Genomic DNA, 23,024 nt, shown 5'->3' on the forward strand with positions numbered 1-23,024 from the left:
GCGGCGGGATGGGCAAATCAACACCGCAGCCGTCATTCCGGGGCGATGCGCAGCATCGAGCCCGGAATCCATCGGACAGCATCACGCGCTGTGACATGGATTCCGGGCTCGCGAATTCGTCGCCGGAATGACGAGGGGAGGCCTACCAAACCTTGCGTTGCGCGACGGGCAAAACACGCGAGCGCTAGGTCAACGCGCGCAGGCGAAAATATTCCACTTTACCGAAATTCGAAATCGGCGTATGTGTCGCCGCAACCCGGCCCAAGGAAGAGGGGCGTATCGCGATCGTCACGAACGCGGGCCGGGCGGCGGTGGACGTGAGTTGCATCGGTGCGAAAAGGCTTCGCAGGGCAGGCGACTGTGAGCGAAGACCTCGCGCCAACGACAGGTGCGGTTCGCGTACGGCGAAATCGTGTGGTCCTGACGCCCGGGGTCTGTGCGTCAAGTCTTGCGGTGATGTGGCGGCCCGACCGGACCGAGCGCATCAGCCATCCGCAAGGCGACGGGGGCAATAGTGCATCGCTCCCCGGGGAGAGCACGACATAAGCCGTAAAACCACTGCGCAGGGAAGGCCGGATGTTTGGCTTCACCTGTATGCCGCTGTGCAAATTCTTCGTTACCACCTTTCGCACAGTGGACCGTGGGTGCCCGGCCGGCACCCGGTCTTCCCTGCGCCCTCTTTCAATGGGGTGAGGCAACGAGGTAAAGCTCGGGCGAAATGAGCCGCGAGGATGCGGAAGCGTGTCTGCGAGGGAAACGCGAGTTGAAGAAGCGATACCGTCACCCCACACTCCGTCATTGCGAGGAGCCCTTGCGACGAAGCAATCCAGAGTCTCTCCGCAGAGGCATTCTGGATTGCTTCGCTGCGCTCGCAATGACGATGTGGAGGCAGGTGTGCGCCAAAACTCCCGCTCTCGTGCCCCGGACGTAGCGCAGCGCCTCCCTGGCAATGCGAAGCATTGTCCAGCGAGCGGTGCGCTGCAAGGCCGGGGCCCATGTAGCAGCGAGCTCTGTGGCCTGCTGGGTCCCGGCTCTGCGGAGCGTGACTGCGTGCCGCACCGCGTCCGGGACACGAGACCTGAGTTAAACCGGCTTTCCCGTATACGGCATCGATGCCGTGAGGCCGCCGTCGACCGGGAACGCCTGGCCGTTGACATACGAGGCCTCGTCGCTCGCCAGGAACAGTCCCATCGCCGCGAGCTCGTGCGGCTGCCCGGGGCGCTTCAAGGGGTTGAGCTGGCCGATCTTGTCTTGGGTGCCGCGCTCCTTGGCGCGGTCGAAGATCGGCTTGGTCATGCCGGTCTCAATGAGGCCGGGGCACACCGCATTGATGCGCACGCCGGTGCCGGTGAGCGAATAAGCGGTGGTCTGCACCAGGCTGATCACGCCCGCCTTGCTCGCCGCATAGGGATGTCCGCTCGCGCCGGCCTTGAGGCCTGCGACCGAGGCCGTCAGCACGATCGCGCCCGACTGCTGCTTGATCATGTGCGGCATCGCGTATTTCACCGCGAGGAACGGTCCGATCAGGTTGACGCGCAAAATCTCCTGCCAGTGCTCCACGGTCTGCTCGGCAATAGGAACGAGCCCGCCGGAGATGCCGGCATTGGCCCAGATCACGTCGAGCCGGCCATGCGTCTTCACTGCCTTGTCGATGACGGCGATGACATCGTTTTCGGAGCCTGCGTCCGCCACCATGGCTTCCGCAATGCCGCCGGCCTTCTTCACCTCCTCGACGGTCTCCTTCACCGCCTCGGTGCGATCGACCGCGATCAGCTTGGCGCCTTCCTTGGTGAACAGCAGCGCAGCGGCGCGGCCGATGCCGCTGCCGGCGCCGGTGATGATGACGGATTTGCCTTGCAGGCGGCCCATGCGCTTCTCCCTTTGGCTCGCACGCGGCCCTTGCCGCGCGACGGAATTTCAAACAAGATTTCAAACGGTAAAGTGTCTTGAGACACGTTCGTTACTGACGTACAGCGACATCACACGGGATGGAAGGGTTTCGATGGCAGGCGCAGACAAGGCGAAGGTGGTCATAACACGATGGTGGTGGGTCCGGCACGCGCCAGTGCGCAATGACGGCGGCAACATCTATGGTCAGTCCGACATCGCCTGCGACACCAGCGACACCTACGTGTTCAATGCTGTTGCCAAGGTGCTGCCACGCAAGGCGGTCTGGTATTCGAGCAATCTGATGCGCACCCACCAGACGGCCGAGGCGATCTGGGCGGCCGGATTCCCAAAGCCTGCGTCGATGAAATGGGAAGCGGAGCTCGCCGAGCAGAATCTCGGCCGCTGGCAGGGCATGAACCGCGCCGAATTCATCGCGAGCCGCCCCGTCGGCACGAGCTGGTTCGCCGACATCAACGAGCCCGCGCCCGGCGGCGAGAGCTTCATGGACCTCTACAACCGCACGCGCCGCACCATCGAGCGGATCAACAGCGAGGCGGCAGGGCAGGACATCGTCGCGGTCGCGCATGGCGGCACCATCAAGGCGGCACTGGGCCTCGCGCTCGACGGCCAGCCGGAGCGGGGGCTCTCGTTCGACATCGACAATTGCTCGGTGACGCGGCTGGACTATTTTGCGAGCCCCGAGCGCACGGTCTGGCGGCTGCCGATGGTGAATCAGCAGCCGTGGATCGCGGATGCTGCGCACGCGGCGATGCACCAGCCGGCGGGACCGGAAGTCAAGAAGCTCGCCTGACTGAGCTGTCATTCCGGGTTCGATGCTTCGCATCGTCCCGGAATGACGTTGAAGATAATGATCACTCTGGGAGAGAAGCATGACCTTGTTCGACATGAAGGGAAAAGTCGCCGTCATCACGGGATCGACGCGCGGCATCGGGCTTGCGATCGCCGAGCGCATGGCCGAGCACGGCGCCAAGGTGGTGATCTCCTCGCGCAAGGCCGACGTTTGCGAGCAAGTGGCGAAGAGCATCAACGATAGACTCGGCAAGGGCACCGCGGTCGCGATCGCCGCCAACATCTCCTCGAAGGAGAATCTGCAAGACCTTGTCGACGAGAGCAACCGCGCCTTCGGCAAGATCGACGTGCTGGTCTGCAATGCCGCGTCGAATCCGTATTACGGCCCGCTCGCCGGCATCTCCGACGATCAGTTCAGAAAAATCCTCGACAACAACATCGTCGCCAACAATTGGCTGATCTCGATGGTTGTGCCGCAGATGATCGAGCGCAAGGACGGCTCGATCATCATCGTGTCCTCGATCGGCGGCCTGAAGGGCTCGACCATCCTCGGTGCCTACGCGATCTCGAAAGCGGCCGACATGCAGCTCGCGCGCAACCTCGCCTGCGAATACGGCAAGCACAATATCCGCGTGAACTGCATCGCGCCCGGCCTGATCAAGACCGATTTCGCCAAGGCGTTGTGGGACAATCCGGAGAATTTGAAGGCCTCGACCTCGCGCTCGCCGCTGCTGCGCATCGGCGTCCCCGACGAGATCGCCGGCGCGGCGGTGTTCCTGGGCTCGAAGGCCGGCGACTTCATGACTGGCCAGACCATGGTGATCGACGGCGGCGCGACGATTAGTTGAGATAACGACCGTGTCCCGGACGCGGTGCAGCGTGTAACGCTGCTCCGCAGAGCCGGGACCCAGAAAGCCAAGAATGAGATCGCGGAGTTATGGGCCCCGGCTCTGCGCAGCAACGCTAAGGCGTTGCAGCGCGTCCGGGGCACGAGATTTCACTCCACCGCCGCGTACACCAGATCCCGCACCAACGTCCGCGTAAAATCACGCTGGCCGGGGCCCTGGCTCATGAACACTGCGAACAGATCCTCCTTCGGATCGATCCAGAAGAACGTGCCGGCAATGCCGCTCCAGAAATACTGCCCGACGCTGCCGGGGAAGGGCGCGATGCCGGCCTCGCGGCGCACGGCGAATCCGAGACCGAAGCCGTGGCCGGGCGACAGCAGCGTGCCGTTGACCGCAACGCCTGGCCCGAGGTGATCGGAGGCCATCAGCTCCAGCGTCTTGCGGCCGGTGATCCTGTTGCCGTCGAGCGTGCCGCCGTTGCGCAGCATCAGGCAGAAGCGGGCATAGTCCATCGTGGTCGACACCAGGCCGCCGCCGCCGGACTCCATCACCGGCTGCTCGAGCATGTTGAACAGGGCGACCTTGTCGCCGGTCCAGGGGTCGGCCGCGAATGGCTCGGCGAGGCGGCCGGCATTGGCCGCGGGTGTGGAGAAGCCGGTCTCGGCCATCTGGAGCGGCGCGAGCACGCGCTCGGCGAGGAACGTGCCGAGCGATTTGCCGCTGACGACTTCGATGATGCGGCCAAGGATGTCCGTGGAGCGGCTGTAGTTGAACTCCGCGCCGGGCTGGCAGACCAGCGGGAAGCTCGCCACCAGTGCGGCGTGCTCGGCGTTGGTGATCTTGCGGCTGCGGACGCGGGACTCCTGGTAGAGCTTGTGCACGGGGCCGTCGCCCTGGTGCTCGTAGGTGAGGCCAGAGGTGTGGCGGAGCAGGTCCTGCACGGTCATGGGCCGCGTCGGCGGCACCAGCTCCAACTTGCCGCCCCTGACGACGCCGACCTGCTGGCTCGCAAACTCCGGGATGAATTTTGCGACGGCGTCGCTCAGCAGGAGGTAGCCATCCTCGACCAACGCCATGATGCCGACCGAGACGATCGGCTTGGTCATCGAGAAGATGCGGAAGATCGAATCGCGCCCCATCGGCGCCGCGCCCGCCGGGCTCTGCTTGCCGAGCGCCTCGAACCAGCCGATTTGGCCGCCCCTCGCCACCAGCACGGTGACCCCGGGAACAGTTCCCTTGTCGATCTCGCGCCTGAAGGCATCGGACATGGCCTGGAGACGGGGACGCGACAGCCGGAGCGTCTCGGGGCGGGCTTCCGGCAAAGGCGGGGTGTGGAGTGGGGCCTGTGGGGCGGCTGTGGCGGTCGCTGTAACGGTCATGGGCACTCCCGATTGTTTTTCGTTGTGGCCAATGGACTGTGGCCCACAAACCCCGGCACAAACAAGCGAAGCGGGCGCGGTTCACCCTTGCAATCCGGCCGCTCTCTGTGCTTGAAAGCGCCCCTGATCCGCGGCGACGCTGGGTCTGTAGGAGTGTAGCTCAATTGGTAGAGCACCGGTCTCCAAAACCGGGGGTCGCAGGTTCGAGCCCTGCCACTCCTGCCAGTAAAATCAATCACTTAGATTAGATGTTGGCGGGATAGGGACACGACGTCCCGCGAACGAATCGCCAGAAGCGCGCAGCCCCCTGCGCTGGACTTCCTGTGTCGAGGCCCGGCGAGGCTAGCGCGCCGGGGTCCGCTCCGCATCGGCAGGAATCCGACTGAGATCGACGTTTCGGATGGGAACGCGGCGCAGCAGCGAGACGATGGTCCCGCCGAGCTCGAAATAGGTGCGCAGCCGCAGTGCGCGGGACGACCCCTTCAGCTCCGCGTTCAGGCTCACGGGGACCTGGACGTAGGTGAGGCCGAGCTGGAGCAGCGAGATCAGCGCACAGATCTGATAGCCGTAGCCGTCGGCCTTGACCGCGATCTGGCGCAGCCACTTCACGGGATAGACGATCATGCTGTGGTAGTCGGACAGCCAGAACCCGAACAGGCAGTTCAGGATGAACCGCAGCGAATGCGACTGGATGGAGCGGTTGACGGAGCGGTCCGACTGGTTGTCGCGATAGGTGATGACGATGTCCGCGGCGCCGGCCGCCTTGAACATGCGCGCAATACCTTCGTTCTGGAAAGCGTGATCGCCGGGAATGAGCGTGATGGCATCGAATTTCGCGCGCGACAGCGCATATTCGAAGCCGGCACCGACACCCCGGCGTTCGGCGTTGTGATGCACGATGATGCGCGGCTCGCCGGCCGCGAACTCGTCCATGATCGCGCCGGTGGCGTCGGTGCTGCCGTCGTTGATCAGGAAGATCTCGAAATCGTCGAGCAGCTCGCGGGCGAGCGGCAGCACGCCGTCGATGGTGTCGGCGATCTTGTCCTGCTCGTTCAGGGCAGGGATGACGATGGTAAGCTTTTTTGCCGCCCTGGAAGGTGTCATTTTATGCCGCTGTTGCCGGCCACTCTTTACTGGTGGGTCCCCGGAGCAACTCTAGGTCATCCGAGCCGAGCGAACAATGTGGCTCGCCGATGTGGTCCACCCAACCGGCACGAAACTGGAGAAGTGTGTGTTCCGCGCAACTAATCGGAAAAATCATAGAGGCTGGTATCGCCGATGCCGAAGGCGCGACGGAGCCGCCCGACATGGCCTGCCATATTCCGGCCTGCCGCCGTCGCCACGAAGTGCGAATTGACCGCTTCGACCAAGCCGCCATCGACCAGGTTCCCAATTCGCCCCTGGAACAGATCTGGAACCTGCGTTTCGACGATCTCCGCAAGCGGGACCCTCCGACCGGGCCGGTCGACAAGGCCGAGCAGGATATCCAGGGACACCGATTTATACACTGCGCCAAAGGCGAAAACGTAAGCCATCACGCAAAATCCGAAAATCGACGCGGCGTCCCAATACTGAAATTGCGGGATGACGAAAATTCCGAGCATCATGCCGAGACCATGCGAGACGACCGCGGCGATCGCGAGCAGGGCAACGGGGCCGAGCGACCATGCGCGAGCGCGGGCCGTGAGCTGCAACGCCGGCGCCAGCAGGGCGAAGACGACGACGGCGACGAGTCCGACAGCAAAGGACATCGTGCCGCTCACCCAATGCCTGTCGACAGACGAACAAGTTTGACCAGATGCGCGACCGCCACCCCTTTGGCCGTCGGGGCCAGCCTGCCGCCTGCCGCGATCACCATCCCGGCGCCGACCAGGAGCTTCAGGCGGTTGTGCGTGAACGTGCCGAGATCTCCGCCCTGCATGTACGCCTCGGCCCATTGCTCCAGAGTGAGAGGACGTTCGGCCTGGACGAGTGCCGTGAGCAGCGTCAGCGTAAAGCCCCACGCCAGCAGGCTGAACAGGATGTAGCAGAACATCATCGCTGTCCCCAACAGCAGGAGACCGCCAAGCACGTCGTCGAGGTGGCGTTGCCCCGGAAGGGCGATACAGGCGATCGCGTAAAGCGCGATGACGCTGAAGCTGCTCAGCCGGAAGCGGCGGCCGGATCCGCCAGTGGCGGGGATGCGCGCGTAACACAGCAACAGCAGTGGAAAGGCGATGCTGAGACCAATCGCAGCGGCTTGCGCCGGGCCCGGTAGCATGTTCATTGCGGAAAATCGTCCCGGACGCCTCTCAGGCCCAGCCAGAGCGGAAGTCTATAGGAGGTCGTATTTTTCCGGTCAAGTGAGCCCGGCGCCCCGCACTTGCGGTCGTCACGTGGGCGTGCGAATCCTGACCGGCGATGTCATCCCTGTCCCGTCCGAGCTTGCCTCCATTGCTGCGCGCGATAGCCATTCTGATCGTCGTGCTCCTGGTTGCACATGCGCCGATGCTCCTGAACGACGGCCTCTTCATGGACGACTGGCTGGTGCTCAAGCCGCGTCCGGACTATTTCGTCGACATTGATTTTCTGCTGAATGGCGCCGGTCATCCGATCTTCTTCAGCTACGACACGTTCGCGAACTGGACGGGCGCCCCGCTGGTCGTGATGGTATCGCTGGCGCTCGCCGGAATTGTCCTTGGCGCGGTGTGTCTGATGCTGACGGCGACACGGCTCGATCTGCTCGACCGCGCCGAGGCGGTCGGCTTCGCGCTGATCGTCTGGACCTATCCCGGCTATCAGCTGTGGGCGGGCAAGGCCAACGCGGTCTACGTTTTCAGCTTTGGGCTGCTGTTCATCGGTGCATGGCTGTTGACGCTCGCCTTCAGCGCCCGTGGCGCGCGGCGCGTGCTGCTCCGCGTGCTCGCCTCGCTGGTGTTCCTGCTGAGCTTCGCGCTCAACTCGACGATCGTGCTCTATGCCTTCGTGGTGCTCGGCCTGTTCGTTGCGATATGGCGGAGCGGAGACGCGGCGCACGGATTCGTTCGCCGTACGTGGCTCGCAACCTGGCGCTGCACCCTGGGCTATCCGGAATTGATGGTGCTTCCTCTGGTCTATTGGGGCACGCTCAATATCTGGTTCAAGCGGATTGGTGTGTACGCACAGCACTATGACGCGCATTTTCCGACGCTCGGCGAGTTGGTGCGGGGGTGGTCGGCATTCTTCGTCACCGGCTACAGGGACGTCGTGGCCCACGCGATCCGCGCCGCGATTCAGGTCCCAGCGCTATTCATCGGGGCTGCGGTCCTCGTCGGGGTCGTAGTGTTGCTGCTGCGTCCGGACACGAAGTCGACCGCGTCCAGAAGCGCGATCATCATGCCGCTCGCACTCGCCGTGGTCTTGTTCCTCGCATTGTCATCGCCCTATCTGATCTCCGGCCTGCGGCCGTCTTCCACGCATTTCTATGAGAGCCGTCACCTGTTGATGTTCGGCGTGCCGCTCGCGCTGACACTGCTTGCGTTCAAGCGACAGGCCGAGCGTTGGACCGGCCCCGGTGCCGCCTTTACCGCGATGTTCGGAGTTGGCTTGATCGTGTCGATCGGCATGCTGTGGAGCGACTACGTCTTCATGCAAGCGAGAACACTGAAGCAGCAGGCGCTGGCACGCGACCTTGCCAGCCGGGTCCAGCCGGCAGCGACGGTTTATGGGCTCGATGACGGCTTTTTCGACTATCCGTCACGGCATGTACCGTTCGGTCTCGCCGAGGTCACCGGCATGCTCCGCCTTGCCTGGGGCAATCAGCCCTTCTTCGGATTTGCTCTGCGTGCCGAGCGGCCCGACATCCTGCGGGGGATGGACGAGGCGCGGAAAGCTCCGGGAAGCGCGTTCCATCATTTCGATCCCACGGGACCGCAAGCGACGATCTCGCTCCAGCCGGGCCCTGCAGCCGCGCCGAACCAGACCTTGGTGCGGAAGTACTACGCGTGCCGGTTGCTGGCGCGCTGCGATGTTGCAGAGTTCCTGTCTCAGATTGCAGAGGTTACGATCAAGGTGGGCCCGATCGCCGGCGTCCTGCCGCTCGACGGCGCGAGCAAGAGTGTCACGCCTGGTCGCTAGCCCGCCGCTTCCAGACCGTCTCTGCAAGCGCGATGTCGGTCATCGAATCCTCGCCGGAGGCCAGGGGTATGCGTCGTTCGGCGATATCGGAAACGAAGGCGTCGGCCTGGCGCCGAAACGCCCAGCTCTTTTCACCCGTCAGCCGCGTGCTTTGAGCATCGTGCTCGACAATGACCTCCGCCTCTTGCTCGGCAAAGGGCGGCGGCAATTTCAAGCTCATCGCGCCGCGCTCAAAGTCGACCGTCAGTCCCTCGCGCCAGGCCCCCTCGGAGCCGTTCACGAGATCCAGCGTGCAAGCAATGCCGTCGAAGTCGAGGGTGATGCGCGCGGCTCCCGAAGTCTCGACAGAGCTTTCGGCGACCGTTGGCGACGATCCGAGCAGGTAGCGCGCCAGATTGATGATATGGCTAAAGACGTTCAGAAAATTGTCGTAGCCGGGGCGCATCGCGCGCGACATCCAGTCGGGACCATCCTGCCAGAGCTCGATCCCGTCCGGCCGTGCTTCGCCGGTCATCACGAAATTATCGCGTGATCGACCGGTGTCGCCGCCGAAGCACCAGCCCTTGGCGCGGACAACGCGTCCGAGCGACTGGTCGTTGCGCAAGCGCGTCAGCACCTCGAGCGCCCGAGCCACACCGGCATCGTGACGCTTCATGTAGCCGATGCTGTAGACGAGGTTTTGCTGCCGCGCCGCTTCGACCAGCAACGCAGCCTGAGCCGTCGTGTAGGCCATCGGCTTTTCCGACAGCACGTGGCGACCGCTGTTCAACGCGTCCAGCACGATCGGGCCGGTGGCGCGACGCTTCGTCACGACCACGACGGCGGACACCGCGCCGTCCGCGAGCAGTTCCCGATGCATGCCGTAGACCCGCGAGATGCCGAACTTCTGCGCTGCGGCGGCAGCGAGGTCCGGCCGTAGATCGGCGATCGCGACGACGCGGCAGGCGGGATTGGCAGCGAAATTGGCGAGGTGGCACATCTGGCCGACCATGCCCGTCCCGATGATGCCAATGCCTGGCCTCATTGGCTATGATCCCTTGAAGCGCTTCCGGATAACGAGGAAATGCGCCGGCTGTCCCCAGGTATTGATGAACGCCGGATCAGTCTGAGTGAGGGCAGCGACCGCCGACGCATCCCGTCGCCCGATCGCGCCGAAGATGCGATGGAAGCTGTCGAGCGTGGCAACGATGGATTCGATGTCGGAAGCATCGTCGGCGAGAATGTCCGTCGTCCGGATCGCCTCGCGTAAGGATGCAAGGCTCGCGATCACGCGCGGCAGGCTCTCGCCGAAGGGGGCGTCGATCATCGCGTCGACGTCGAGAACCAGCGTTTCGATCGATGCCGAAATTGCCGCCACGGCATCGGCCTTGCCGACCAGGTAGAGCTTGCGTCCGCCGAGGAAGCTGAGGCGGCTTCGGTCGAGATGGCGCGCCGCGCGCCGCAGCTTCTCGTCCGCAGAGAGAACCTTCTTGTGCCAGTAGACGTCCAGGCTGTCGCGATAGGCTGGCCACGCCGAATGGATGTCGAATCCCTGTTCATGCGCCGCCGTGCACAAGGTCGCCGCGTCGAGGAAGTACCGATGCCTCACGAACGGATTTTCGAGCACGTCCATCAGCCACGATTCGAAGCTGCGGGTGTGGGGGATACTGTTCCATTTCGCGTCGAACAGCGTCCGCGCCGTCCCCAGCGCAGGACGCCCTGTCAATGCCTTGCCGGCCGCATGGATTGCCTTGAGCGCGAGCTCGAAGAAGCCGCCATAGCGCTCGTAATACGACACGACGGCAAAACCATCCGGATTGAGCAGCCGGTGGAAGATGCCGAGCCAATTTTCGGTCGGCTGCACGGTGTAAATGAAACCTTCGGCATCGATGATGTCGTAGCGTCGCTCGCTGCGAAATCCTTCGACATCGGCCAACGCGAGTTCGCGCAGACGCTCGGTCAGGCCAAAATGCGCGAAATAGGCCTCAATTTTTGGATGCGCTTGCCGGTTCGGTTCGGCGAGCGTCATGTTCGCGCCCCAGCCGGCAAACACCAGGGCGTTCTCACCGGAATCAGGACCGAATTCGAGGACCTCCGCATCGCGGAACAGCCGCGGCGGCAGCACGAGCTTGTCTGAAATCAGCTCGCGCCGCTGGCTGGCGTATGCATCGAGTTCGGCGGCCGATTTAAAATTCCCGAACGTCGGTAGGACGTCCTGACGTTCGTAGTAATTGAAGAGCTTCTCGTCAGCCATGCCGCGTCCCTAAGGCCGCCTCGAGCCGGTCGAGCTCGCTCCAGATGTCGGAGGGCGCGAAGATCGAAACGATGTGCAGCGGCCGCTTCACATTCTCGCGCAGCCGACCGCTGACCTTGGCTTCGTTCTCCTGGTTCACGGCGAGGAGACAGACGAGCGGATCCGACTTGCTGGGGAGATCATCCGGCGAGCGGATCGGAATGCCGGTGCCGGGCAGGAACAAGCCCTGGCGCTCTTTCTGGTCGTCGACCGAGAGGTCGATGAGATCCGCCAGCTCGTGGGCATTGGTGAAGGTGCAGGCGCGGCAGCCGGCGCCGTAGATGGCGATCTCGGCACCATTGGCGCGGGCCTTGGCGAGGATCGGACGAAGGCGCGCGCCATATTCTCTCGCGCGCTGCCCAAATTTCTCGCCGACGCCGGACGGCGCAGGCGGCGGCGTCACGTCGGCCGCGGCAAGACGAGCTGCGATCGCAAGGCTGCCGCCGCTGAAATTGTATTTCTTCACGGACACCGCCTCGAAGCCGTGACGCGCCAGCAGCGCGAGCAGGGTCGGTTCGGTGAAGTAGCTGACGTGCTCCTCCCAGAGGACGGAGAGGTCACCCGCCGTCGACCCGGGCGCGAAATCAGGCACGTCGATGAACAGCAGTCCGTCCTCGCGCAGCGCGATCTTCACGCAGTCGAAGAAGTTCTCGAAATCGACGATGTGCTCCAGCACCTGACGCGAGACGACGAGGTCGAACTTGCCGGCCTGGGCGACCGCGTCGTGGCACAGCGTCGGGCTGATCATGTCGGAATAGACCTTGATGCCGCGCTCGCGGGCGATCTTGCCCGACACGGGGTTGGGCTCCACGCCCACGAGGACCTTCGCGCCGCGCTCGCGCAGCTTGTCCATGAACAGGCCGTCGTTGCATCCGATCTCGAACACGGACTGATGCTTCGAGAATTTTGCGATGGTGTCGAGCTCGTCGACTTGGTGCGGCTCCGGCTTCCAGCTGCTGAAATTGTAGTTGAACTGGCGATACAGGATGTCTGGATCGATCGGCTTGACGATCTGCGGCAGGCCACATTCGCCGCACGCCAGCACCTCGAACGGATACCGTTCTTCCTGCTCGTTTCGGCTATGCCGAAGCCGATGCGCAATCGGCATCAGTCCGAGGTCGATGACCGGACGCAGGTTGGTCGAATGGCAGAGGCGGCAATGGTCGGTCACGGCTTTGGCTCTTTGCAGGAACAGTTGTGAATCGGCGTCCCGAGCCATTGCGGCCCGCAGCTGACAGCCATTGCACGGCTATATAGGCCCCCAGCGTTCACCTCAATTGATAAGTTAGGATTCCACGCTGTCCGCGAGCATCTTGTCCGAAAACCGAGCCAGTTCGGCGGGATTTGCGATGACCATCTCGTGGGGGCCGACGGCTGCGAAAAACTTCCGGCGCCCGCCGTGGCTGTGCGGCATGCTGCTCCTCACTTTTGGCCAGAGTCCTGCTCGGACCGCCATGCGGCAAGTGCTGCAATACCCTCCCAATACTCTTTGCTTCCTCCGGTCATGCGACTGCGGTTCCGCAGCTCGGTGATTGCTGCAACTTGCGCGTCGCTCATTTCGACTCCCAATCCCTTCCAAGTCAGCAATATGTAGTCAGCTCCGGCATGGAGCACGTCTAGATTGCGCTGCATGCTGTCTGGATCGAAAAGCGGACTCTGCCCGTGCGCCCAGAAGTCCAACCTGTTGCTCTCGATGTAAAAGGCATTCACATTGTGCCGGCGCAAGGCGGCATTGCTGAGTGAGGACGGTCCGAGCAGAACATCTCCATAGTCCGGCAGGAACACGGGGTGGAGGGTGTCGACCACTCGGCCGGACGGCAGGAGAGGGGATTCGGCGCAGGTCGGCAGGAAACGCAGAGCGGAATTCACGGGCAGAATGTGCCAGTCGGATGGAACGTGGCGCGAGACCTCCCGACAGCGGCGCGGGTCCAGATCGTCAAAGGACGGGGAAGTGCCAACCAAGCCGATGCGGCCGGTGACATATGCCAAGGCACCTGCCACACGCGCGCGGGTTATCTCGCCCTGCGACCTTGCTACCACGATCGCAACCAGGGTCGCCAAACAGACGGCAACTGTCGCAGCTGGCAGGGAGCTGAAACGATCCTTGAATCGATATGGTCGAAAGACGCCAGCAAGGTGCACTATTACTAAAATAGCAATCAGAGGAGTTGCGACTGATCGGAAAGCCAGCATGCGCTCCAAACTTCCATGCGAAGTGAGAGTGATGAGGCAAACTATGGCGAGCAGCGAGAGCCCAAGGCCGACAACGAAGGGGCCATTCTTCTGTGGTTGCCGCACGTCAAGCAAGGCGGCGCATGCGACAATGAAAGCCGGGTACGCCCAGAAGTTCGCCGCGAGAAACAGGCCGGAGAGCACTATCCAGAAGCGACGCGCAGCGGCCACGATGTCGAGCATCGAAAATCCTGCATACTTGATGCCTTGCGCGTTGTTCACGTAGACCATGAGATCCAAGCTAGAGATTTGGCGAAAGCGCTCCACGTTGATGAGCGGCATGAACACGCCGATCGGATTGACCTCGGCGATGCCGAGATAGATCTGGTTGACCAGGAGGCTAAGAGCCGCTGTGCCAAGACCGATTGCGGCCACCAATAGCGGCCGCACGAAACCGCGCGGGCCGTGAGCAAACCACCCGGCTCCTGCTGCCGCCATCAAGAACGCTGCGGCGATGATTGCGGCCTGGGGGACCATGATCGCGATGGACATCACGGCCGGTACCAAGGCACGGAAGATCACGCGGACCTTTGTGGTGGCATAGAGCACCCCAGCCCAACACACAAACAGGAGGAAGGCCCCTGTCTCGTAGTGGAAGCGTCCAGTTTCCAGCCCGATAAAGCTCGACCACATTGCGATCAATGCCGCGCATCCCGGCAATATCCAGCCCGTTGTCAGCCGCGCCGCCATGCGATGGACCAACGCCGCGATGGACAGCAAGTAGACAACGGAGAGGATTTGATGAGCGATCGGACCTCCGAAGCTCACAAGCAACATGTCGGCCCCGTGGCCACGGCCGAGCAGGAACCAGAACAGTTTCGGTTCTTCGCGATCGAGCCAGAGGGTGTGTCGGTTCTGCAGGTCAGCGAGGAGCGGAAGATAAAGTTGCGGGATATCGCCGCGGGTCGCGTCGAGCACAACGCCCTTCACGAGCAGGAGTACGAGCGCGGATAAACCCAGTAACCCGATCAGCAGCCATTCGGCTGCCGTCGATGGTGCCCAATGGATGCGGGATGGCCGACCCAGATGCTGCGCAAGGTACCAGAAGACCAGGCCCGTTAGGAACGGGATGGTGATCCACGGGAACAGCAGTCCAGCCGCGCCAAGGAAGACGCCGATCAAACTGCAAAGAGCCGCGCCGCCGAAGAACTGCAGCACGAGCAAGTCAGCCGTGTCGAGGTAGATATCTTCGTCGGCGAGTGGGCGGACGAACAGGGCCCCCATTCCGATAAACGCGAGAACGACATAGGGAGCGAGGATGGCGAGACACAAGCTGTTCCACGCTGTCAGGTAGCCGCCGCTGAAAAATTGGACCTCGGGAGGAATCTTCACCAGAAGGCCCAATGCAGCGACGAGGAGCGGAGCTGTCATCAAGGCGGCGCGCGCGCTTGTTTGCCAGCGTGTGCTCCTCCAGGACGGGCATCTACCGAAACGCATGTGCATATCCTCGTGCACGATCGCTTTCCGTCGTCAAATCAGCAACCCCTCAGCGGCATTTGGAGAGTTGTTCGAGAGCCTTGAGATCTCTGCGCTTGTCGTTTGATGGCAGACCGTGCTTGATCGCCTCGAATGGTTCCACGCCATAAGCTTCGCGGTAGATATCTTTCGATCTTGTCCTCAGCGCCGAGATCTCGGCCTCAGCATCCGGACTCATCGGTTGATCGCCATTTTTCCACGTCAACAGCCAGTAGTCCGGGGTCTCCGTGCGAACAGTAAAGCGTTTCGGCAGTTCGTCTTTCCGAAAAAGGTCAGAGAACCCATTCAGCCAAAAATCGCAATTCTCCTTCTGGACATAAAAGAGATTCACTCCCAGCGCGCGAAGCGTGGCTTCTGCCGTGTCAGCGCTGCCCGCCGCGATCTTTCTGAAATCGCGCGCGACATCGCTTTCATAGGTATGAATGATCTTGCCTCGCGTGAGCAGGGGCGAGAAATAGCATGGCACCATCGCGCGATAGCCATTGAGAGGCAGAATGCGGTCAGAGCCCGTCGATTGCTGCAGCTCGTCACAGCGTTGCCAGTCCAGGGCGACACGCGGTAGCTGGCGAAGGGGACGTCCGCTTGCAAAAGCGATCGCCCCGTCATCCCTAAAGCTCTGCCAGGGATACCACACGGTTGTCCAGGCTGAGGCGATCAAGAGCGCCAGAACAACTACATCAGGAGCATGGCGCCCGACGAACCAAATCGGGGTCAGCCGGCGGACGATCAGCAGGCCCCAACAAGCGATTGCGACAGTTGCAAGCGGGAATAGGGCGTTGGCGTGAACGGATAGCCTGATCAAGCTCGGGATATTCAAGGTCATGTCCAGAAGGCGGACGCTGGCCAAGTAGGCGATGACGATGAAAAGCCCCGCGGGATTGGGCAATGTCCGCGACTTCGAGACATCGGAGGAATCGGGAAACAGCTTCCAGTCGGCGAAAACCACGGCCCAAGTCGTCACCGCGAGAAGAATAGCAACCAGGAGGACGGACTTGAGCTGCTTGAAGAAGGCGATCAATCCCGCATTGCTGAAGAAGTCGCTGACCTCCAGCGACTGCGCCAGAACGAAAAAATCCAGAATATCGAGGCTGCCGAATTCTGAGAAACGTTCTACCGACGCGACGCGCCGGAAGAGCGAGTACGGGTTGGTTGCCGGTATTCCCAGGTAGAGATAGTTAATAGAGAAGGCCAGTATGCATCCTGCGATCGCGCCCACCCCGAGCAGCGCGCCGGTCATGAGGCCGGATCGGTCTCGCTGAAGGGCCTTGGTGAGCATTCCCAATGCTGAGATCAACCAGACAAACGCGGCGTAGAGCGGATAGGAGGCGGTGATGGCAAAGGCGCAAATGCCGGCGGCAAGCCTGTCTCGGCGTTGGGAAGACCGAGTGACAACTAGCAGGAAATAGACGAAGAACGCCGCGGTCTGCAGATGGTACTTCCCGAATTCCATGGTGTGGAGACCGGGTGTAATGCTCGGCATCGTCTTGGGCCAAGTAAGGCCGAGGATGGCCAGGCCGAGTGCAATCGGTACCGCTGCGTCTTGCCACCGCCGTCCCAGAGCCTGCAATGGCAGGACGATGCGGGCGAGCTCGAAAATGACCGCGCCGATACCGACGAAGTAGAGAAATGAAACGATCTGGGCAACATGAGGCGGCAGAAACGTTGCCAGCCATAAGTGCAGTCCGTTTCCGTGACCAATCTCGAAGTCGGAGAAGACGGGGTTGTCTGCCGCGAGCCAAGTGCTGTGATTTCTCGCAACTTCCGCAAGATAGGGGGCATAGAGCTGCTGAACGTCGGTCGAAACGACGTCAGGCATGACGGCGCGATCCAGAAACACCATCGCCAGAACCCAAAGGCCGAGCAGCGATAGCGCGATCAGCGAGAAATTTGGCGCGAGCTTCTGCGGCTTCCAGACACTCCGCAGGTCCCACAACAGAAGTGCGATCGATAACCCGAGCACGATTTGCGGATAGAGAAGCGACAGAAAGCCAAGCCCAGATCCCGCCAATATCAGCGTGGCTGCACCAACGAAGAACTCGTCAACCCGCTGGGCGGGTTCGTGCTTGATGAGCGAGAAGGTCAGGCGGCCGGTCGCCATGATGAGCCAGCCAAGATACGGTGTCAGGACGATCCAGGCGACGACGTAGAAGCGCGTAGTCCAACCGCCCTCGAATAGCAACGTTCGGTACGTACCGGGCTGATTCAGGCACCAGATCGAGACAGCCGCAGGCACGAAGATAAGCACGCGCCACCGCCACGCCGCGAGGATGGTGGGCAATCGCACCTTGGCAGCTCCCATAGCTTGATCTTGTGCGATGTTGCCCATTGCTCGACCTATGCGGCGTCAGTCCGTTCGGCGACGGCTCTTGCCTGGTCCGCGCTGAAATTGGCACGCTCCGGTGCGGCCAGCCACACCAGGCCGCCAAACAGGCCCACAATCAGGCCGCCGAGGCCGAGCAAGACCGATATCGCGAGCGCCTTGTCGGATGCGATCCCGGCCAGGCCAAGCGCTGCAACCATTGCGCCTTCTCGCACACCCCATCCCCCGATCGAGATCGGAACCGCGGATGCCAGGATGACAAGCGGGACAAGAACGAATGCATCGAGCGGGGACAGCGGCGCGTCGAGGCCGATCGCAAGGATATAGCAGGCCGCGACCGTGATCAGGTGGATGATGATGGCAGCCGCGATCAGCGTTCCGCGCCCTTCAGCCGCCAGCGGAGCCCTGACTAGCATCGCAAACTGCACGATCCGGTCCGGCAGGGCCGCGATGATGCGGGGCGGCCAGCGATCCAGCGTGAGCAGGGCGACGAGGCCGAGACAGGCTAATGCGAGAACAATGACGATCGCGAACAGGAGCGAGCTATCGCTGATCCGTGGCAGCAGGAACGGCATTCCTGCCAATATGACGGCACCAAGCGCCAGCAGCGCAAGGAAGCGATCGGCTACGATGCTGCTGATCGTTGGCGACCATTGGACGCCGTCCCGCCGCAGCATCCAGATCCGGACCGCGTCGCCGCCAGCGGGCAGCACCTGATTGAAAAAAGTGCTCACCATGAGAATGCGCCAGCCTGCCGGCCAATCGAGGGCCACGTTCATGGCGCGGAGGATCAGGATCCAGCGGTGACAGAGCACGAAGGTCTGGGCGAACAGCAGCAGCACGGCAAGTGCCAGCATGTCCAATTTGACGGCGAGAAGATCGGCTTGCAGGGACGACAAATCCTGGGCCCGCAGCAACAATACGAGGATACCGATCGAGACCGCGAACTTGGCCAGAGTAACCAGTGCTTTTGCAGGCGGCTTCATCGGCTGGTGTCGTCCTCGATCATTCACGGCGGGATCGTCGAGCAGCGGTAACGGTCCGAGTCTATTTCCTCGCAAGATGCTCCGCGGCGAGGATACTAATTCTTGTGACGTAGTCCTGGACCGCGGCAGCGTCGCTGCCATCCGGGGCCCAGTCTGGAAATGCGGTGCGGGAGGGATCGAACGGGCCGGCGGTGGTTTCGTGAAACACCAGCCACTCCGAGGTGATCAGGATCGAGTGGAAGACCTTCTCGGGCATCCGGTAATAGCAGAGGGCGCCATGTCCGTAGGGCGCCATCTCGAGCACGTCGCTAATGCGGCCGTCGTCCTCGAAGATCACGACCTGCGCGGTGCCTTCGATCAAGTGAAACGATTCAGGTTTGCCAAAATGCTTGTGGGGCCGGACATAGGCCTCGCGATGATGCACGATCAGCATCTCATGCAGGCCGGACGAGGGATCCGGATGCGTGCACAACCGGCTGCGCAGGCGCGGGTTGCCGGCGGCGATGCGCTTCAGCTCCGCGATCGTGGCATCGTCCGCGGTGACGATGGCGTCATCCGAATAGTACACTTCCGGACTTTGCGCGCGCAACGAGGTCGGCCGGCGGAGGCCTGCCTCATTCGAAGAAGATGAACCCATGGTCGCCCCGGTACCCGCATTTGTCGTAGATCCAGGCCCATGTTTGCGGACCGTGGAAGCTGAGGCAGGTGAGCTGCCAGTAGAGGAGGTTCGCCTTCTCGCGCTCGTTGCGGAAGGACTCGACCATCAGATATTTCGAGGCGCCGCGTCCGACGCGTTCGATCTCCGACACCGCGCGGAACACGTCCTCGAGCGGAAGGTTGTGCAGCACGCCGAGCGACACGACGAGATCGAAGCTGTGATCGGCATAGGGGAGCTCGACGGCGCTGCCGACCTGGAGCAGCGGCCGCACCTCCTCCTTGGCGTTGGCGACGCCATACTCGGAGATGTCGATGCCGGCGATCCTGAGGTCGGGGACGAGCTGGGTGAACTCGTAGAGAAGGTAGCCTTTGCCGCAGCCGACGTCGAGCACGCTCATGCCGGGCTTGATGCCGTAGCGATCGATCAGGGTCTGGGCCAGCGGGCGCCACCGTCCGTCGTAGCGATAGCCGCCGTAGCCGTAGCGGCGATCACCATCCCAGTAATCGCGCCCCCATTGCCGCGCGATGGTGGCGGATTCCGCCTTGTCGTGCTCGACCACGCGCTGGACGTAGTTCCGCTTGGTCGATGCGTGCATCGGCTGGAGCAGGTTGATCTCGGTCATGTGGCCCAACCGGTCCGCGGCATCGTCACAGGATGGTTGCGAACTTGTTGACGAGCAGAATGTCCTCGACGGCCTGTATGTCTTTCCGCGACGCCAGCGTGATCTCCTCGACCGCTGCGTGGAGGTCGCAGCCCTCGCGCAGCACCCGGTCGTAGATCTCCCGCCGGCGCGCCTCGTCGGGCGGCAGCATGAAGATGCTGTAGAGAATCAGGCCCCGCAGCTGCGGCAGCTCGTCCAGAATGTCCTCGAGCACCATGTAGCTGCCGGGCATGGTGTGCTCGGCGGCGCTCAGCAGATAATGCAGGTTCTTTCGCCGCGCGTAGTCGCGGATCACGATGTTCTGGACGTGCTGCGGGGTACGGCTGCCGTTCAGCGGCCGGGCGCCGATGTAGCCGCGATGGCCGGTACGCTCAGCCATGGAAGCCTCCCGGCAGCTTGTATTGCATGCCGACCCGCGTCGCCGGGCGCAGCAGGATCGGCTCGAAGAACTCGCCGAAGCGCTTGTCCGCGTAGGGCGACATAATGCTCTTGAAGCGGCAGTTCATGCTCCAGCGCGTGCCGGCTTCCTCATTGACGCGATTGCCGTGCATCAGGGTCTGGTTGAACAGCATCACATGACCGTAGGGGATCTCGATGAAGGTCGCGTGCGGCTTGATCGACTTGTAGAGTTCTTCGGCGCTGCGCAGGCTGGCCATCCGGTCCTGCATCTCGCCGTTCAAGGACGGCGGCAGCAGATACATCGATTTGGTGCGGTGGACGTCGACCAGCGGCACCCACACCACGACCTCGAACGGCGAGTCGCCCGACCAGACGTCGGAATGGGTGGCGAGCAGCGAGGAGCTGTCGCCGGGAAGCTGGATGCTGAGATTGACGCGGCGCTGCATGCAGAGCTCGTTGCCGACGATGGTCTCGATCGTCGAGCGCGCCAGGCGGAAATAGGTCGGTCGGAACCAGGGTTCGGCGTTGAGGCCGTTGAAGACGTGCAGCCGCAGGCCGTTGAGATCACCCACACTCACGCGCGTGTGGATGGTGTCGAGCATGGCATAGGGATCGTTGCTGTGCGGCAGCTTCAGATAATCCGCCGCGAGCTCGGCGGCACGACGCTGGATCCGATCGAGCCCGGTGCGGTCGTCAGCCGGCGTGGTGACGAAGCCGTCGTCGATGAAGCGCTGCGCCAGCGCCTGCTCGTCGGCGTGCAGGAAGTCCGTGTCTGTCATGCAAAATACTCCCGGGCGGTCGCGCAAATATAGCTGATGTCGGAGGCCGAGAGGAACTGGTTGATGGGAAGCGTGAGGATCTGGTCTGCCTGCCGTTCCGTCACCGGGAACGCGCCGGGGCCATGACCCAGATGCGCCGCCGCCGGCTGCAGGTGGATCGGTATCGGATAGTGGATCGCGGTTTCGATACCTTTATCGCCAAGATATTTCTGGAAGTCGTTGCGACGGTCGGTCTGCACGACGAAGGTGTGGAAGGTGTTGAACTCGATGTTCCGGCAGGGCGGGATGAACAGAGGCAGGCCGGCGAGTTCGGAGCGGTATTGTGCGGCGTTGCGCCGCCGGCGTTCGATCACCGACGGCAGGTGGCGCAGGCGGATGCGCAGCACCTCGGCCTGCAGCGTGTCGAGCCGTGACACGATGCCCCATTCCTGGACGTCGCTGCGGTTGATCAGGCCGTGATTGCGCAGGCGGCGGATTCTCGCGGCGAGCTCGGCGTCGGCCGTGACGAGAAAGCCGGCATCGCCTGCTGCATTGAGATTCTTCAGCGGATGGGCGGAGAAACAACCGAACGTTCCGATCGTGCCGCTCATCCGGCCGTCATAGGTCGAGCCGATCGCCTGGGCGCTGTCCTCGATCACGCCAAGCGCGTGCTTGTCCGCGATCGCCATCAGCGGGGTCATGTCGGCCATGCGCCCGGTCAGATGCACCGGCATGATGGCCTTGGTCCGCGGGGTGACGGCGGCCTCAACCGCGGCCGGATCGATGTTCTGGTCCGGCAGCACGTCCGCAAACACCGGCGTGGCGCCAACCGCAATGATCGCCGCCGTCGATGCCACGAACGAATTCGGCGGCGTGATGACCTCGTCGCCCGGGCCGATGTTGAGCGCCCGCATGGCGAGGATCAGCGCGTCGGTGCCGGAATTCAGCGTCACGACATGCGGCGAGCCGAGATAGGCGGACAATTCCTCCTCGAGCTTCGCAACCGCCGCCCCACCGATGAAGTCGCCGCGCTGGAATACGCCTTCGACCGCCTGCATGATCTCGGCGCGCTCTTCCTCGAACTGCGCGGGAAGATTGACGTAACCGATGCGCCGGCGGCCGGTGTCAGCGTCCATGGCAGAACTTCCGAACGGTCTCGATGACGCGGTCCTGCTGCACACGCGTCAGATGCTGGTCGACGGGGAAGCTGATGACTTCCTTGGCGTGGCGGTCGGTAACCGGGAAGGTGCCGGGCGCGTAGCCGAGATGCTTCAGGCCTTCCTGCTGGTACAGCGGAATCGGATAGTGGATCTTGGCCTCGATGCCGTTGTCCAGGCAGTATTTGTAGAGCTCGTCGCGGTGTTCGGAGAACACCATGTAGAGATGATAGACGTGCTTCACGTTGGGCCGGCGCGGCGGGATGCGCAGGCCGGGCAGGCCGGCGAGGCCGGCGTCATAATAGGCCGCATTCTCGATCCGGCGCCGCGTGATCTCGCTGGTCTGGCCGATCAGCCAGTTGCCGACCACCGCCTGGAGGGAATCGAGTCGCGAATTGCAGCCGAGGATCGCGATCTCGTCGCGGTTCTTCATGCCGTGGTTGCGGATCAGGCGGAGCTTCTCGTTCATGCCGTCGTCATTGGTGACGACGACGCCGGCATCGCCCCAGACATTGAGGTTCTTGAGCGGATGCAGGGAGAAGCCGGCCGCGATGCCGTGGGTACCGGAGCGTTTGCCGGCAAACTCCGACAGGATGCCCTGGCAGGCATCCTCGACCACGGGGATGCTGTGGCGCTGGGCGATCGCCATCAGCTTGCCCATGTCGGTGACCTCGCCGGTGAGCTGAACCGGCATGATCGCCTTGGTCTTCTCAGTGATCGCGGCCTCGACATAGTCGACGTTCATGCAGAAGGAATCGTCGCAGTCGACCAGCACCGGCGTCGCGCCGGTCTCCGCGATCGCGCCGACGGTGGCGATGAACGTGTTGGCGGCGGTGATGACCTCGTCGCCATGGCCGATGCCGAGTGCCTTGAGCGGCAGCTTGAGCGCGTCGGTGCCCGATCCGACGCCGATGGCGTGACGCACGCCGATCAGTTCGGCAAACCGCTTCTCGAATTCGGCGACGGGCTTGCCCAGGGTGAAGTCACCGGTCGCGACCAGCCGGCCGATCTCGGCCAGGATCGGAGCGGGGTCGGCGAATTGCTCGAGCAGATAGGAATATCGAACGTCGTACATGTGACCCG

20 protein-coding genes and 1 tRNA gene are annotated in these 23,024 nt (G+C 62.9%); 4 read left to right on the plus strand and 17 right to left on the minus strand.

Features of this window, described 5'->3' with window-relative positions; translation table 11 throughout:
- Positions 1-1,083: 1,083 nt before the first annotated feature.
- Positions 1,084-1,869, minus strand: a complete 786-nt coding sequence (locus tag ACVIIV_RS21350) for an SDR family NAD(P)-dependent oxidoreductase (RefSeq protein ID WP_456745926.1) — start codon at positions 1,867-1,869, stop codon at positions 1,084-1,086.
- Between the two features lie 133 nt (positions 1,870-2,002).
- Between ACVIIV_RS21350 and ACVIIV_RS21355 the strand changes: the two genes are divergently transcribed.
- The gene (locus tag ACVIIV_RS21355) at positions 2,003-2,701 is read left to right on the plus strand and encodes a histidine phosphatase family protein (protein ID WP_456745927.1); all 699 of its coding nucleotides are present in this window, start codon (positions 2,003-2,005) and stop codon (positions 2,699-2,701) included.
- 79 nt (positions 2,702-2,780) lie between these two features.
- On the plus strand, positions 2,781-3,548 hold the full coding sequence (locus ACVIIV_RS21360; protein ID WP_456745928.1) for an SDR family NAD(P)-dependent oxidoreductase: 768 nt from the start codon (positions 2,781-2,783) through the stop codon (positions 3,546-3,548).
- Between the two features lie 149 nt (positions 3,549-3,697).
- Here the strand turns inward: ACVIIV_RS21360 and ACVIIV_RS21365 are convergent, their stop codons facing one another.
- The gene (locus ACVIIV_RS21365) at positions 3,698-4,927 is read right to left on the minus strand and encodes a serine hydrolase domain-containing protein (RefSeq protein WP_456745929.1); all 1,230 of its coding nucleotides are present in this window, start codon (positions 4,925-4,927) and stop codon (positions 3,698-3,700) included.
- Positions 4,928-5,076: 149 nt separating this feature from the next.
- Here ACVIIV_RS21365 and ACVIIV_RS21370 point away from each other — a divergent pair.
- Positions 5,077-5,152 (plus strand) — tRNA-Trp (locus ACVIIV_RS21370).
- Positions 5,153-5,269: 117 nt separating this feature from the next.
- On the opposite strand, the gene ACVIIV_RS21375 is transcribed toward ACVIIV_RS21370, so the two are convergent.
- The 3 genes from ACVIIV_RS21375 to ACVIIV_RS21385 all read right to left on the minus strand — a co-directional run bounded on the left by ACVIIV_RS21375 (position 5,270) and on the right by ACVIIV_RS21385 (position 7,193).
- The gene (locus ACVIIV_RS21375; RefSeq protein WP_456745930.1) at positions 5,270-6,031 is read right to left on the minus strand and encodes a glycosyltransferase family 2 protein; all 762 of its coding nucleotides are present in this window, start codon (positions 6,029-6,031) and stop codon (positions 5,270-5,272) included.
- A 140-nt stretch (positions 6,032-6,171) separates the two neighbouring features.
- Positions 6,172-6,690: a hypothetical protein gene (locus ACVIIV_RS21380; protein ID WP_456745931.1), complete on the minus strand. Its 519-nt coding sequence runs from the start codon at positions 6,688-6,690 to the stop codon at positions 6,172-6,174.
- Positions 6,687-7,193 carry a hypothetical protein gene (locus ACVIIV_RS21385; RefSeq protein WP_456745932.1) on the minus strand — a complete coding sequence of 169 codons (507 nt, stop codon included), beginning with the start codon at positions 7,191-7,193 and terminating at the stop codon, positions 6,687-6,689. The genes ACVIIV_RS21380 and ACVIIV_RS21385 overlap by 4 nt, the downstream gene beginning before the upstream one ends.
- 167 nt (positions 7,194-7,360) lie before the next feature.
- Between ACVIIV_RS21385 and ACVIIV_RS21390 the strand changes: the two genes are divergently transcribed.
- Complete coding sequence (locus ACVIIV_RS21390; protein ID WP_456745933.1) at positions 7,361-9,022, plus strand: hypothetical protein; 1,662 nt, start codon at positions 7,361-7,363, stop codon at positions 9,020-9,022.
- Here ACVIIV_RS21390 and ACVIIV_RS21395 read toward each other — a convergent pair.
- The 12 genes from ACVIIV_RS21395 to ACVIIV_RS21450 form a co-directional block, all read right to left on the minus strand.
- Positions 9,006-10,046, minus strand: a complete 1,041-nt coding sequence (locus ACVIIV_RS21395; RefSeq protein WP_456745934.1) for a Gfo/Idh/MocA family protein — start codon at positions 10,044-10,046, stop codon at positions 9,006-9,008. The genes ACVIIV_RS21390 and ACVIIV_RS21395 overlap by 17 nt on opposite strands.
- 3 nt (positions 10,047-10,049) lie before the next feature.
- Positions 10,050-11,255: a class I SAM-dependent methyltransferase gene (locus tag ACVIIV_RS21400; protein ID WP_456745935.1), complete on the minus strand. Its 1,206-nt coding sequence runs from the start codon at positions 11,253-11,255 to the stop codon at positions 10,050-10,052.
- Positions 11,248-12,465, minus strand: coding sequence for a class I SAM-dependent methyltransferase (locus ACVIIV_RS21405; RefSeq protein WP_456745936.1), 1,218 nt, complete (start codon positions 12,463-12,465; stop codon positions 11,248-11,250). The genes ACVIIV_RS21400 and ACVIIV_RS21405 overlap by 8 nt, the downstream gene beginning before the upstream one ends.
- Positions 12,466-12,716: 251 nt before the next feature.
- The gene (locus tag ACVIIV_RS21410) at positions 12,717-14,897 is read right to left on the minus strand and encodes a hypothetical protein (RefSeq protein WP_456745937.1); all 2,181 of its coding nucleotides are present in this window, start codon (positions 14,895-14,897) and stop codon (positions 12,717-12,719) included.
- Positions 14,898-15,012: 115 nt separating this feature from the next.
- Positions 15,013-17,328: a hypothetical protein gene (locus ACVIIV_RS21415; RefSeq protein WP_456745938.1), complete on the minus strand. Its 2,316-nt coding sequence runs from the start codon at positions 17,326-17,328 to the stop codon at positions 15,013-15,015.
- A gap of 8 nt (positions 17,329-17,336) precedes the next feature.
- The gene (locus tag ACVIIV_RS21420) at positions 17,337-18,308 is read right to left on the minus strand and encodes a lysylphosphatidylglycerol synthase transmembrane domain-containing protein (protein WP_456745939.1); all 972 of its coding nucleotides are present in this window, start codon (positions 18,306-18,308) and stop codon (positions 17,337-17,339) included.
- A gap of 61 nt (positions 18,309-18,369) precedes the next feature.
- Positions 18,370-18,945 (minus strand): WbuC family cupin fold metalloprotein, encoded by a 576-nt coding sequence (locus ACVIIV_RS21425; RefSeq protein ID WP_456745940.1) that lies wholly within the window; start codon positions 18,943-18,945, stop codon positions 18,370-18,372.
- A complete protein-coding gene (locus ACVIIV_RS21430; protein ID WP_456745941.1) occupies positions 18,923-19,588 on the minus strand; it encodes a class I SAM-dependent methyltransferase in 666 nt (221 codons plus the stop codon). The genes ACVIIV_RS21425 and ACVIIV_RS21430 overlap by 23 nt, the downstream gene beginning before the upstream one ends.
- 25 nt (positions 19,589-19,613) lie before the next feature.
- Complete coding sequence (locus tag ACVIIV_RS21435; protein ID WP_456745942.1) at positions 19,614-20,006, minus strand: LIC12192 family sporadic carbohydrate cluster protein; 393 nt, start codon at positions 20,004-20,006, stop codon at positions 19,614-19,616.
- The gene (locus tag ACVIIV_RS21440; protein WP_456745943.1) at positions 19,999-20,805 is read right to left on the minus strand and encodes a sporadic carbohydrate cluster 2OG-Fe(II) oxygenase; all 807 of its coding nucleotides are present in this window, start codon (positions 20,803-20,805) and stop codon (positions 19,999-20,001) included. The genes ACVIIV_RS21435 and ACVIIV_RS21440 overlap by 8 nt, the downstream gene beginning before the upstream one ends.
- On the minus strand, positions 20,802-21,920 hold the full coding sequence (locus tag ACVIIV_RS21445; RefSeq protein ID WP_456745944.1) for a DegT/DnrJ/EryC1/StrS family aminotransferase: 1,119 nt from the start codon (positions 21,918-21,920) through the stop codon (positions 20,802-20,804). Before ACVIIV_RS21445 ends, ACVIIV_RS21440 begins: the two co-directional genes overlap by 4 nt.
- Positions 21,910-23,016, minus strand: a complete 1,107-nt coding sequence (locus ACVIIV_RS21450; RefSeq protein ID WP_456745945.1) for a DegT/DnrJ/EryC1/StrS family aminotransferase — start codon at positions 23,014-23,016, stop codon at positions 21,910-21,912. The genes ACVIIV_RS21445 and ACVIIV_RS21450 overlap by 11 nt, the downstream gene beginning before the upstream one ends.
- Positions 23,017-23,024 lie beyond the last annotated feature (8 nt).

Source organism: Bradyrhizobium sp. USDA 4354, assembly GCF_054060315.1.

Excerpts from the sequence above, each read along its gene's own strand:
- ACVIIV_RS21440 (WP_456745943.1), bottom strand. The coding sequence starts at position 20,805 with ATGACAGACACGGACTTCCTGCACGCCGACGAGCAGGCGCTGGCGCAG.
- ACVIIV_RS21375 (WP_456745930.1), bottom strand. The coding sequence starts at position 6,031 with ATGACACCTTCCAGGGCGGCAAAAAAGCTTACCATCGTCATCCCTGCC.
- ACVIIV_RS21445 (WP_456745944.1), bottom strand. The coding sequence starts at position 21,920 with ATGGACGCTGACACCGGCCGCCGGCGCATCGGTTACGTCAATCTTCCC.
- ACVIIV_RS21450 (WP_456745945.1), bottom strand. The coding sequence starts at position 23,016 with ATGTACGACGTTCGATATTCCTATCTGCTCGAGCAATTCGCCGACCCC.
- ACVIIV_RS21400 (WP_456745935.1), bottom strand. The coding sequence starts at position 11,255 with ATGGCTGACGAGAAGCTCTTCAATTACTACGAACGTCAGGACGTCCTA.
- ACVIIV_RS21365 (WP_456745929.1), bottom strand. The coding sequence starts at position 4,927 with ATGACCGTTACAGCGACCGCCACAGCCGCCCCACAGGCCCCACTCCAC.
- ACVIIV_RS21360 (WP_456745928.1), top strand. The coding sequence starts at position 2,781 with ATGACCTTGTTCGACATGAAGGGAAAAGTCGCCGTCATCACGGGATCG.
- ACVIIV_RS21350 (WP_456745926.1), bottom strand. The coding sequence starts at position 1,869 with ATGGGCCGCCTGCAAGGCAAATCCGTCATCATCACCGGCGCCGGCAGC.
- ACVIIV_RS21435 (WP_456745942.1), bottom strand. The coding sequence starts at position 20,006 with ATGGCTGAGCGTACCGGCCATCGCGGCTACATCGGCGCCCGGCCGCTG.
- ACVIIV_RS21425 (WP_456745940.1), bottom strand. The coding sequence starts at position 18,945 with ATGGGTTCATCTTCTTCGAATGAGGCAGGCCTCCGCCGGCCGACCTCG.
- ACVIIV_RS21420 (WP_456745939.1), bottom strand. The coding sequence starts at position 18,308 with ATGAAGCCGCCTGCAAAAGCACTGGTTACTCTGGCCAAGTTCGCGGTC.
- ACVIIV_RS21385 (WP_456745932.1), bottom strand. The coding sequence starts at position 7,193 with ATGAACATGCTACCGGGCCCGGCGCAAGCCGCTGCGATTGGTCTCAGC.
- ACVIIV_RS21415 (WP_456745938.1), bottom strand. The coding sequence starts at position 17,328 with ATGGGCAACATCGCACAAGATCAAGCTATGGGAGCTGCCAAGGTGCGA.
- ACVIIV_RS21355 (WP_456745927.1), top strand. The coding sequence starts at position 2,003 with ATGGCAGGCGCAGACAAGGCGAAGGTGGTCATAACACGATGGTGGTGG.
- ACVIIV_RS21410 (WP_456745937.1), bottom strand. The coding sequence starts at position 14,897 with ATGACAGCTCCGCTCCTCGTCGCTGCATTGGGCCTTCTGGTGAAGATT.
- ACVIIV_RS21395 (WP_456745934.1), bottom strand. The coding sequence starts at position 10,046 with ATGAGGCCAGGCATTGGCATCATCGGGACGGGCATGGTCGGCCAGATG.
- ACVIIV_RS21430 (WP_456745941.1), bottom strand. The coding sequence starts at position 19,588 with ATGACCGAGATCAACCTGCTCCAGCCGATGCACGCATCGACCAAGCGG.